This window comes from Lachnospira hominis (ex Hitch et al. 2025), assembly GCF_040096395.1.
Taxonomy (GTDB): domain Bacteria; phylum Bacillota; class Clostridia; order Lachnospirales; family Lachnospiraceae; genus Lachnospira; species Lachnospira hominis.
Genome location: NZ_JBBMES010000012.1, coordinates 1 through 12,016, shown reverse-complemented (window position 1 = coordinate 12,016; position 12,016 = coordinate 1). Strand labels below are relative to the sequence as shown.

Genomic DNA, 12,016 nt, shown 5'->3' with positions numbered 1-12,016 from the left:
GATATGCATCCCATATCACATATGCTCCTTATGTGTTTATATCATTATATGCCGCAATTTTCATTCGGGTTCGTATTTATTATTTATTTCAGACGTGCTATAAGCTTACAGATTGGATTACCCTGTGAAGAAAATTTTTCTTCATATTCCGTCATTACATTTCCTTCAACTAAATCTGCATCATTATGCAAGTCATATGTAACAGTTGTAAGCTCCCACTTAGGAGATTCTTTTACTTCTTCAACCGAAAAATCAAATAATCCTCTGTTATCCGTTTTGAATTCTACATATCCATCATCTTTTAAAATATCAGTATATCTTTCAAGAAACTGTCTTGAAGTAAGTCTTCTCTTGGCATGTCTGTCTTTTGGCCATGGGTCAGAAAAATTAAGATATATCCTGTCAACTTCACCCTTTGCGAATACATCACCTATATTTTCTGCGTCCATTCTTATAAACCTGAGATTAGAAAGACGCAGTTCATCCTGTTTTTCAACTGCTCTTAAAAGCACACTGGAATACTTTTCAATTCCAATATAGTTAATATCAGGATTCATCTGGGCAAGTGTCGTTATAAATCTGCCTTTTCCCATTCCTATCTCGATACGCACAGGATTATTATTGCCAAACACTTCTTTCCATGTTCCTGCCATATTTTCCGGCTCTGTAAACACAAATTCATTTTCAATCATGATTTCCCTTGCACCGGGAACATTTCTCAATCTCATATATTTTTAAAATCTCCATTTCTGTAAAACTTATTAAAGTATAATAAAAATATTTCCATTCGACAAGCGTTATTAATTGATTTGCATTTCAATCATGTGTATAATGTAGCATGATATTAGAATTATTGTAAAAGTCAGTTACACGCCGGCTTTATATTTGATGGAGATAATATATGAATAAATTTTTTAAAAGAATGACGGCTGTTTTTCTTGCTGTCAGCACAACTGCGGCTTCTATATTAATGCCTGCAACAGGCATATATGCTGCCGAAACAGCTGCCACAACACAAAACACGCAGGCTGCACAGACAACGCAGAATTCACAAAACACCCAGACAACCAAAAACACACAGGAATACGACTGGCCGCAGGCACCGGATATTGTAGCCCAGAGTGCAATTCTTATTGATGCGGATACCGGTGCAATTCTTTATGAAAAGGATGCCCATGCCAAAGGATATCCAGCCAGCACAACTAAAATTCTTACCGGACTTCTCACAATTGAAAACTGTGGCCTTGACGAGACAGTTACATTCTCAAGTGCGGCAGCCAATTCTGTAACATATGAGGATGCAAGCCTTGGTACAAAAGCAGGAGAACAATATAGCGTTGAACAGGCTCTATATGGACTTTTGCTCTATTCAGCCAACGAAATCGCATACGGTCTTGCTGAACACGTAAGCGGCTCACTTGCAGCTTTTACAGAGCTGATGAATAAACGAGCCAAAGAACTTGGTGCTATTAACACTCATTTTTCCAATGCAAGTGGTCTTCACGATGTCAATCATTACACCACAGCTTACGACATGGCAATGATTGCCAAAGGATGTTACAACAACTCCACTTTTGTAAATATTGATTCAACATCAACGACTTACACTATACCGCCGACAAACAAAACAGATACGGCTCGTAATTTTAAACACCGCCATCTCATGTTAAAAGGCAGACAATATTATTACGAATACTGCAAAGGCGGAAAAACAGGATTTACAGACCAGGCCGGTTACACACTTGTAACATTTGCGGAAAAAGATGATATGCGTCTTATATGCGTATGCTTCAAATCAGGAGACAAAGAACGTTTTACAGATACACGTTCATTATTTGACTGGGGATTTGCCAACTTTAAGAAAATCACAGCTTCAGGCGGAACAATAAGTTCATTATTTACAAGCGACAGTTATTACCAATCTCCTGTATTTAATAAATATAACCTAAAATTCAATCTGAAAGCCTCAACACTTACACTTCCTAACAACGCTTCTGTTGGAAATGTTGCAATGGGCATTGATAACAATTACAAAACAACAAGTGAAAACGGAATATATACCGCCCATCTTAATTTTAATTATGGAAATAATATTGTCGGAACTGCAAAACTGACACTTTCATCTGACGAAAATATCGCTGCTGCCAGCAATCTTCCTTTCGCAAAAGATGATAATAATTCTAATTTAAAGCAAAAAAAATGTATAGTTATAAATATATGGGGCATAGTTGCAGTAATTGCTGCAATACTTATTGTACTTTACATCCACTCAGAAGTAAAACGCAAAAAAACACAGCGTAGACGCTACAGCGGCCGCAAATATTTGTAAAATTCATAAACTATGAGAAACACGCTTCGCGAGTTTCTCAAGTTATCGCGGCAGTCGCCAAGGTCTCGTGCAAGCACGGACTTTGGCTCGTTGCTCGCGTAAAATAAAAAACAGAGGCTGCATCACAAATTTTGCATCCTCTGTTTTCTTTATGTGCAGGGCAATCCAAATCAACGCCTGCATTTAAGCTTTATAATCTCAAACTTTATATCCTCTGTTTTCGTATCCTTTTGAATACTCATTTGAACCACCATCATTTGAATATGTAAAACCAGCATATACCTGCTGTGTATTTTTCATAAGTGGTTCTGAATCATCCTGTTTACTTAATTCATAGAATGATTTTCTCATTGTCTCAAGCATTTTCTTTACTGATTCAAGCAGCATAATTGTATTTTTATCCTTTTTTGCAACCGCCTTTACAAGATACCTTTGCATTACAAGATAAATGTTATAAAGCTGCACTGACACTTCATACTGCATATCAAGCGAAGTCACAAGGCTGTCTACAACTCTTTTGACCTGAACTACATCAGACTCATATTCATCTTTTTCTGACTGCGTTTCATAATTATTTTCGATAGCATCGCTGACATACTGTATAGCCATATCATACATAATTACAATAAGCTGCGTCTTATTTGCCTGTGAAATGCGATATGAAAATGTCTGTATCTCATCTTTTTTCAACGCTGATTATTCCTCCACACTACTGTAAAATCTGAAGTACAGTTGACGGACGTTCATTTGCCTGTGCAAGAATTGATGTTGCCGCCTGAGTCATTACATTTACGGATGTATATTCTGTCATCTCTTCTGCCATATCTGTATCAGTCATTGCAGAGAGTGCTGATGTAAGATTCTCATTTGAAACAGCAATATTATTCTGTGTATGTTCAAATCTGTTCTGATATGAACCAATCTTAGAACGTACCGAACTTGCCCTATTAATCGCTTTATCAACCTTTTCTATTGACTGTGACGCAGTAAGTCCTGTCATAACATTTACAGTATCTATGCCAAGTGTATATGTTGTAACCTCAGGTATATCAATTCTTATAACCTGATCCTGGTTAGCACCAACATGAATACTCATAGTACCAACATCTGTAACTTCCTGAACAATATCTTTTGATGATGTACCTGTTGATACCGGTATTTTTCCTGTATCATCAAACTTAGTTCCCGCAACATTTCCCGGAACATCCATCTCAAAGCTCTTGTTATTAACATCCTTTACTGTAATTCTTGTACCACTTGTTGAAAGTACGGCACTGTCATCAAATCCGACTCTCTTGCCATTGGCATCTGTTGTAAACTCTGCTTTAACATCGCTTCCCTGAACAATAAATCCGTCATCATCTGCCGCACTGTCAATTCCCAATGCCTGTGCAAGCTCCTTATTGCTGCATTTTACTTCAATAGATTGAGAACTGCCATACTCTTTTGTCATAATAACAAGACGGCTTCCCGGATATGTTGTCACTGGAGAATAGCCTGCGTAATCCATTCCGTTTGCAGTTGTATCATTAGTTGTATCTGTGACTGCAAATGCACTTCCCCCAATTATGCTTGCTGCATCAACGAGTTTTCCCATTATGGTATTAAGGTCATCACCCTCACTGACAGAAACTTTATATCCGTTTAATTCTATTACACCTTCCTGTTCCTTTGTAATTTTATCATTTGCACCAAGAGCGATTGTTCCCTCACCCACAACAATTGCCTGTCTTGCATCTTCTGTAACTGTAACTCCATAATCACCAGTTACAAAATTCTCAGAACATGTAATCTGATTAACGCCCTGGCAGTCAGAATAAACTCTTCTTGAAAGATTACCATCAATAAGTGACTGTGTATTAAATTCTGTCTGTGACGATATTCTGTCTATTTCCTTATTAATATTATCTATTTCACCCTGAATGGCACTTCTTTCATCATCTGAATTGACATCATTGGCAGCCTGTACAGAAAGCTCCTTCATACGTGTAAGCATTGACTGTATTTCAATAAGGCCGCCTTCTGCTGTATTAAGTACAGAAATACCATCTGTAACATTATTGTCAGACTGGCTGAGTCCACGAAGCTGAACTCTCATCTTTTCAGAAATAGCACAACCGGCAGGATCATCAGCCGAGCTGTTAATCTTATAACCTGAGGATAATTTCTGTATAGAATTAGACAGACGGTCCTGTGCCTTCTGAAGTGCGTTATTTGCTATAATCGCAGAAATATTTGTATTAAGTCTCATATATATTCTCCATTCCGTAAATACATTGCCTATAATAAATATCGGCGTATTTACACTTTTTTTTACATTAAATCAGAAATAAATGATTTTGCAATTCTGTACAGCTTTGATGATGGCTGTGATTCAGATTTTTCATATGTAATATCTGTAACCTTATCATTTGAATTAGCATACACATTAGTCTTTTCAAAATTGAATTCTTCTTTTATCTTTTCAGCTGCATTTTGTAACAAACCGGCAAAATCATTATTTTCACCTGTGCATACGCCAAATACATCGAATGTATCATCTGTAACTTTAAGCTCAATGCTTACTTCTCCACAGCTTTCATTATCATATCTTATAGAAATTCTTCCACTTTCACTTCCGTCTGAAATCATTGTAAGCTTCATAACGCCAATTTTGTCATCTGATAAAACCGGAATTCTATAGTCTCTTTGTCTGTTGAGATTTTTTACAAGGTCGATAATATTATTTTTTAAAGCTGCCTGACGTACAGAATCATAACTGTTTATATCAGCTTCATCTGATTGTGGTATGCTTTCTGATTTTTCGTCATCCAGACTCTCAATTGCCTCTCTGAGCGATTTTTCGTCTGACATACTGTCTATAATCTTTTCTGCCTTAGTTCTGTCAGCACCAAATATCCTTCCATATGCACTGCCGCTTACAAGTTCCTGCATAGCCTCTATATTATTTATTGTAACAGGCTGCTCTGCCTGTTCAAGCTGATGAAGCACCTCGTCATCTGCTGCCGATACAGCACGTACAACTTCCATATATGCATCCATATACTCAGCTTCAGCTGCCGCGTCATATGCATCCTGCACACTTTCGCAGAAATTTTCTACTGTTCTTGTATTTATAGACTTTTCAGAATTAACCTCTTTTAATGTAAGCGGAGTGACAGATGATGCCGTATTATCAAAAAGATTAAGATAATATCTTACCTGTCCTGCCATTGCAATATCTGTATCATCCCCTACTGAATTATCCATTCCATACTGTTTTCTGCTGTCGTATGCCCGGCACAGATTTTCCATAGTAATATCTGCGCCTTGCTTTACAAGTGCACCAATTGAATTTCCTGCATCTTTTGTATAGATATTAATCATTTTATAAATTCCGATAAACTGACGTCTTTCCTCTTCACTTATGCCACCTGTTTTGTCAAGCTTGTATAAAAATCTGCTGAACTTATCTGTATTATCTGAATCTTTGTTCTTATTGATAAGGTAATCATTTACACTTTCAATATCAGAAGTAAGCGGATTGATATTATCCTTTATCATATTAAGAACAGTCTCAGGATTCATCTGCTCTATGAGAGTATTTAATGACTCCTTAATCTGCTTAATCTGCTCAATATTATTTTTTGTTATATCAATATTGTTATATGAAAGAATTCTTACAGCATCCGAATTTGCTTTGGTATTTTCCATGCCAAGCTGTGAAAGAATACTTTCAGAACTTGCCTCAACCGCATTTTTTAACGAATCTCCAAGGTCTTTTCTCACCTTTGTACCAACTGCTTCATAAGAGTTTCCTGCCTGTCTGAAACGTTCTTTTAGACTGCTTCCCATCTCAGAAAATCCGGCAATATTTATAACTGCCTGCGACTGCATATTTTCTTTATAGACAGCTCCAATAACTTCATCAGGTGCATATGAAATATCCCTGATTGCACGTCTTGTTGCAAGTGAAAGCTGATACATGCTGATAAAATCAGCCGTTTTATTATCTGTTCCATTAACATCCGTCAATACATTGGATAATGCCGCAGCCCCTGTATCCGTAGGTACCTGACTATCTATGTCATCAGCAAGCTGTATTGCAATCTGTTCCATAGCTTTTTCCCGGTCATATGCAAGAAGATTTTCATGCAGTGTATCTATTGAAACTGACAAAATATCAATTCCGTTATTGTAAATATGCATGCCTGCCTGTGGTGTGAGCAGAATCTGAATTTCAAGCAGTTTTTTGTAATTATCCTCATATTCCGGCTTTTTCTGCACAACGTCCTGTTCCTGGGCAACAGATTTATTTCCTATATTATACTGTGCCATCGCCTCCTCAATAGATTTAATTGACACATTATCACCATACATGTCTGTCGCTCTCGCAACTGCATCATAATCAGCATTTTTTACAATATCTATTGCATCTGCGATTACAACCGCACTGTCATAATCTTTTATAAGGCTTACTTCTTCTGACTTGCTGCCATCAGCCATACCCTGTGCAATTTTTAGAGATGTCTCATCATAATCAAGATTAATCATATCAAGCTGATTTTTGTATACAAGATTTTGTTCAGTCACCGGTATATCCTGCGAAATAAATGTTATTGCATTATTTATGTTGTTATCATTAACTTCAAGCTTAGCTTTACCTATAATTTCTTTTATCTGCGGCATAAGCTGCTCAAGTTCCTGCCTGCTTAAAGTCTGCATTTTATCGCCAAAGCCTTTTGATGCTGCCTGTGCAATCTGAATATTTTTTATTGTAGGCTGCATATCATTCTTAACAAGATAATTCTTTGTATCTTCTGACAAACTGCCATTTTCCATACCTGAAAGACTTTCTGCCATATCACTTATATTGTCATCCGTAAGCGGAAGTCCTGTATCCTGCATATTAGCAGCGACCTGTTGTGCCATACCGGCACTTCCGACTACCTTTTCTATCTTTGACACATCAATTCCAGACATGTCACCTGTATAAGTATCACAGTGTGCCGCAAGTTCTATTTTAATTCTCTCGATAATATTTACGCAATCATCCGGTGTTGCATCATTCAGATTAAATCCGTCTTCATCTATCTTTACTGCATCAGCACCCGATAGTCTGTTAAATAATGCTTTAAGATTTGCTTTTGCGTCAGATGCACTCTGCATTATCTGTGATTTTACATCATCTGCCTGCTTTATAAGTGAAGTATATGTATTCTTATCAAGCTTTTTTGTATCAACTTCCATGCCGGATACTATAACTCCGTCAAATCCGGTCTTCTGGGTTTTCTCATTATTATTTTTTATATTAATAGACGCTCTGTTAGCGGCGTCTACATTATTTCCGGTTTTATAAATCGTTAAATCCACGCTCATATGACCTCCATTATTGCCATAACAAAAAACCTGTACAGGTTTCGATACTCTGTACAGGTTTTATCGTCTTTTTTATTCAATTTCTTTAGTCATCATTACTTAAATCACCGGAAAATTCATAAACAGCAATGCCATAGCTCGGCAAATCGATAAGAAGAGACTGCTTATATCCGTCGCAATCACCTTTTACAGCAGTCAGCGTCTTCTTCTGAATATCTTCATTACTTCCAAGTACAAGCTTATACTTGCCTTTCAAAGGTGCCCCTATACGGAACTTATTTCTCTCAACAGGCGTAAAGCTTAATACAAATAGCAAATGCTTATTATTATCAGGACTTATCCTTATAAATGAATATACACTGTTATCTTTGTCATTAGCATTAATCCATCTGAAGCCTTCAGGTCTGTAATCAGTCTCATAAAGACATCTGTAATTCTTATAAAGCAGCATACATTTTTTAGTAAAATCTTTCATCTGCTTATGGCTTTCATCATCTAAAAGATACCAGTCTAATTCTCTCTCTTCACTCCATTCATTCCACTGTCCAAATTCCTGTCCCATAAACAGAAGTTTCTTGCCGGGATGTCCACACATATATGCATATGCAAGCTTGAGATTAGAAAACTTGTCATCTTTGTCTCCCGGCATCTTGCCAAGCATAGAACACTTTAGATGAACAACTTCATCATGTGAAAGAACAAGAATAAAATTCTCGCTGTATGCATACATAAGGCTGAATGTAAGTTTGCCATGATTAAATTTTCTAAAATATGGGTCGAGTTTCATGTATTCTGTAAAATCATGCATCCAGCCCATATTCCACTTAAATGTAAATCCAAGGCAGTCGCCATTATCCGGGTCACCACTTACATTAGGCCACGCAGTTGACTCCTCAGCAATAGTTACAGCCTGTGGAAAACGTTTTTTCATCATGCTGTTAAAATGCTTTAAAAAGCTCATGGCTTCAAGGTTGCCATTGCCGCCGTATTTATTAGGCACCCAGTTGCCTTCTGTTCTTCCGTAGTCAAGATAAAGCATTGACGCAACCGCATCAACTCTCAATCCGTCAATATGAAACTTATCTACCCAGTACATGCCATTGGCAATAAGGAAATTGGACACCTCATTCTTACTGTAATCAAACACCTTAGTTCCCCAGTCAGGATGTTCTCCTTTTCTTGGGTCTGCATATTCATATACACAGCTTCCGTCAAAATTAGCAAGTCCGTGTGCATCTTTAGGAAAATGTGCCGGCACCCAGTCAAGAATAACTCCGATTCCTTTCTTATGCATATAATCAACAAAATACATAAAATCCTTAGGCGTTCCATATCTGGCTGTAGGTGCGTAATATCCTGTAACCTGATAACCCCATGAACCATCAAAAGGATACTCGGCAATTCCCATAAGTTCCACATGAGTATATCCCATATCAGACACATATTCTGCAAGTTCATGTGCTATATCACGGTAATTCATATATCCGTCTTTTGTTCCATCTTTCTGCTTTCTCCATGAACCAATATGACATTCATATATCGACATTGCACTAGAAAGATGATCTTCTTTTTTCTTATTCTCAACCCACTTATCATCTGTCCACTTAAATCCCGTAAGATCCGTTATAACAGAAGCTGTCTCCGGACGCAGCTGTGCCGCATTAGCATATGGGTCAGCTTTATAAAGAGCCTCTCCGTCCTGTGATATTATAAGAAACTTATAGCATTGTCCGGCTTTTGCTCCCTCAACAAACAATTCATATACACCGCCGTCAGATACAGGCTTCATATCATATCCATAAGCACGCCAGTCATTAAAATCACCTACAACATAGACTTCTTTTGCCTTTGGTGCCCATACAACAAAATATACACCCTCCTTGCCGTTCTTTACAGCAAGATGTGCTCCCATTTTATTATAAATCTCATAATGTGTTCCCTGTCCAAAAAGGTATGTATCCAGCTCTGTCATAAAAATCTGTGTAGTGTCTTTGTTCATAAAATCCACCCTTCCATCATATATATTTATATGCAGCATATATACAAGCTATGCCTTATTTGTTATTTTACCCCATCTTCTACACACGCATTTCAATAAGAATAGTATATCATAATCAAAAATAAATTACTATATAAATTTTTATATCTATTTATATTTCATTGTGTTATACTGACACATGCAGATTGTAAACACAAAATAAAACAAACGTGGAGGAGTACATTTTATGATTTACTATTTAATCGGGTACGATTACATCAAAATCATTACATTTATAAGTGTAATTTTTGCATTTGCCCTGACATGCCTCTTAATCGTTCTTGGAAAAAATATTCTGCCAAGAGATGCTGGTCGTGCATATGCAATTAATGGTTCCAAATCAGTCGGAAAACCACGAGGAGCCGGAATTATATTTATACTTACATTTACATTATCAAGCGTTCTTTTTATCCCAATGGACGCCGAACTTGTTATCTATCTTATTCTTGTTCTTGCAGCGATGTTAAGCGGCTATCTTGATGACAGTTCACAGACTCCATGGGGCGGATTGAAAAAAGGACTTATAGATTTTGCTATTGCAATAATGGCAGCATTTACTTACCTTCATTACAATCCAAACACTTTTGATATTGCATTATTTTCAAAAACAGTAACACTTAATCCTGTTATATACGGACTTCTTATTGTTATCCTTGTATGGGTCAGCATCAATGTAACAAACTGTTCAGACGGAGTTGACGGACTGTGCGGAACTCTTTCTGCTGTAACTCTTACATCTGCTTACGTATTATTTAAAGTTTTTGAAATTGAACCTTATTTCAGACATACAATCCTTTTAATGACAGTATGTATCCTTGGTTATCTCTGGTTTAACGCCTCTCCAAGCAAACTGCTGATGGGCGATGCCGGTTCAAGAGCAATCGGTTTATTTATAGCATTTACATTTTTAAAACTTCACCATCCGTTACTCTATATTCCAATGGCAATTATGCTTATACTTGATGGTGGTCTTGGTCTTATCAAAGTATCATTTATGAGATTTTTACACATCAATTTATTTAAAAATCTCCGCACACCAATACATGACCACATGAGAAAGAAACTGGAATGGTCAGACGCACAGGTTGTATTCCGTTTCACAATTATACAGCTCGTCATCTGTATCGGATGTATATATGCAATAATGTAATATATATTGATTTTTCATTCATGTCAGTTGTATAATAAATACACAAAAGCTGGAAGTCTTATATGGCTTTCAGCTTAATTTGCCTTATCAAAGAAAGAGAGGTGCTTCATGAATTATATTGTACTTGATTTGGAATGGAATCAGAGTGCAGATGGAAAAGCATATACGAACAGTCGTATTCCATTTGAAATTATACAGATTGGTGCAGTCAAACTTGATGAGAATTTTTCAGAAATCTCACAATTTGACAGATATATCCGCCCCGCAGTCTATACAAAACTGCATGATAAGGTTCAAGAAATACTTAATGTAACAATTGAAGAACTTACTTGTATAGGTCATGATTTCGCAGATGTTGCAAATGATTTCATCAGATGGTGTGGTGATGATTACATCTTCTGCACATGGGGACAGACTGACCTGACAGAATTGCAGCGTAATTTTGACTATTATAATATTGAATACAATTTTCCAATGCCATTTCTTTTCTATGACGTACAGAAGCTCTACAGCATATGCTTTCAGGATAGCAAGGAACGAACCACCCTGAAAAATGCAATAGAACATCTGGGAATGCAGGAACTTGAAGGTTATCACAGTGCCGGCAGCGATGCCAGATACACATCACAGATTATGCCTGAACTTGATTTTGAAAAGGTACGGAAGTTTTACAGTGTTGATACCTACAGAATTCCACAGAATATAAAAGAAGAAATTTATCTTGATTTTGGTAATTACGGAAAATATATTTCAAGAGGATTTGCAGATCGTGAAGAAGCTGCCAACGACAAAGAAGTTACTGCATGCCGCTGTTTCAAATGCAACAAAACAATGAAACGGATTATAAAATGGTTTTCTACCAACAGCAAGTCTTATTATGGTCTTTTTTCATGTCAGGAACATGGTCTAATAAAAGGCCGATTCAGAATTAAAAGCACTGATGACAAACAATATTATGCAATAAGAATTTTAAAATGCACCGATGAAGAGGGCGGCAAAAAAATCAAGATGCGTCAGCAGCGTGAAAAAGAACATCGTCGTGCCAAAAGACTTGGCACGCTCTGAACTATGAGAAACACGCTCCGCGAGTTTCTCAAGTTATCGCGGCAGTCGCCAAGGTCTCGTGCAAGCACGGACTTTG

8 protein-coding genes are annotated in these 12,016 nt (G+C 37.0%); 3 read left to right on the top strand and 5 right to left on the bottom strand.

Annotated elements, in window-relative coordinates:
* Positions 1 to 83 precede the first annotated feature (83 nt).
* Positions 84 to 728: a tRNA (guanosine(46)-N7)-methyltransferase TrmB gene (gene trmB / locus WMO38_RS10465; protein ID WP_349162594.1), complete on the bottom strand. Its 645-nt coding sequence runs from the start codon at positions 726 to 728 to the stop codon at positions 84 to 86.
* 173 nt (positions 729 to 901) lie between these two features.
* Between trmB and WMO38_RS10460 the strand changes: the two genes are divergently transcribed.
* On the top strand, positions 902 to 2,329 hold the full coding sequence (locus tag WMO38_RS10460) for a D-alanyl-D-alanine carboxypeptidase family protein (RefSeq protein WP_349162592.1): 1,428 nt from the start codon (positions 902 to 904) through the stop codon (positions 2,327 to 2,329).
* A gap of 198 nt (positions 2,330 to 2,527) precedes the next feature.
* Here the strand turns inward: WMO38_RS10460 and WMO38_RS10455 are convergent, their stop codons facing one another.
* The 4 genes from WMO38_RS10455 to glgB form a co-directional block, all read right to left on the bottom strand.
* The gene (locus WMO38_RS10455) at positions 2,528 to 3,019 is read right to left on the bottom strand and encodes a flagellar export chaperone FliS (protein ID WP_349162591.1); all 492 of its coding nucleotides are present in this window, start codon (positions 3,017 to 3,019) and stop codon (positions 2,528 to 2,530) included.
* A gap of 19 nt (positions 3,020 to 3,038) precedes the next feature.
* A complete protein-coding gene (locus WMO38_RS10450) occupies positions 3,039 to 4,580 on the bottom strand; it encodes a flagellin N-terminal helical domain-containing protein (protein WP_349162590.1) in 1,542 nt (513 codons plus the stop codon).
* Between the two features lie 62 nt (positions 4,581 to 4,642).
* Entirely contained in the window at positions 4,643 to 7,687 is a 3,045-nt protein-coding gene (locus tag WMO38_RS10445) for a DUF6240 domain-containing protein (protein WP_349162588.1), read from the bottom strand.
* 85 nt (positions 7,688 to 7,772) lie between these two features.
* Positions 7,773 to 9,686 (bottom strand): 1,4-alpha-glucan branching protein GlgB, encoded by a 1,914-nt coding sequence (gene glgB / locus WMO38_RS10440; protein WP_349162586.1) that lies wholly within the window; start codon positions 9,684 to 9,686, stop codon positions 7,773 to 7,775.
* Positions 9,687 to 9,912: 226 nt separating this feature from the next.
* Between glgB and WMO38_RS10435 the strand changes: the two genes are divergently transcribed.
* Both WMO38_RS10435 and WMO38_RS10430 read left to right on the top strand, forming a co-directional pair.
* The gene (locus tag WMO38_RS10435) at positions 9,913 to 10,875 is read left to right on the top strand and encodes an MraY family glycosyltransferase (protein ID WP_021865598.1); all 963 of its coding nucleotides are present in this window, start codon (positions 9,913 to 9,915) and stop codon (positions 10,873 to 10,875) included.
* A gap of 108 nt (positions 10,876 to 10,983) precedes the next feature.
* Positions 10,984 to 11,940: a 3'-5' exonuclease gene (locus WMO38_RS10430; protein WP_349162584.1), complete on the top strand. Its 957-nt coding sequence runs from the start codon at positions 10,984 to 10,986 to the stop codon at positions 11,938 to 11,940.
* The last annotated feature ends 76 nt before the right edge of the window (positions 11,941 to 12,016 follow it).

Excerpts from the sequence above, each read along its gene's own strand:
- WMO38_RS10460 (WP_349162592.1), top strand. The coding sequence starts at position 902 with ATGAATAAATTTTTTAAAAGAATGACGGCTGTTTTTCTTGCTGTCAGC.
- WMO38_RS10430 (WP_349162584.1), top strand. The coding sequence starts at position 10,984 with ATGAATTATATTGTACTTGATTTGGAATGGAATCAGAGTGCAGATGGA.
- WMO38_RS10445 (WP_349162588.1), bottom strand. The coding sequence starts at position 7,687 with ATGAGCGTGGATTTAACGATTTATAAAACCGGAAATAATGTAGACGCC.
- WMO38_RS10435 (WP_021865598.1), top strand. The coding sequence starts at position 9,913 with ATGATTTACTATTTAATCGGGTACGATTACATCAAAATCATTACATTT.
- glgB (WP_349162586.1), bottom strand. The coding sequence starts at position 9,686 with ATGAACAAAGACACTACACAGATTTTTATGACAGAGCTGGATACATAC.
- trmB (WP_349162594.1), bottom strand. The coding sequence starts at position 728 with ATGAGATTGAGAAATGTTCCCGGTGCAAGGGAAATCATGATTGAAAAT.
- WMO38_RS10450 (WP_349162590.1), bottom strand. The coding sequence starts at position 4,580 with ATGAGACTTAATACAAATATTTCTGCGATTATAGCAAATAACGCACTT.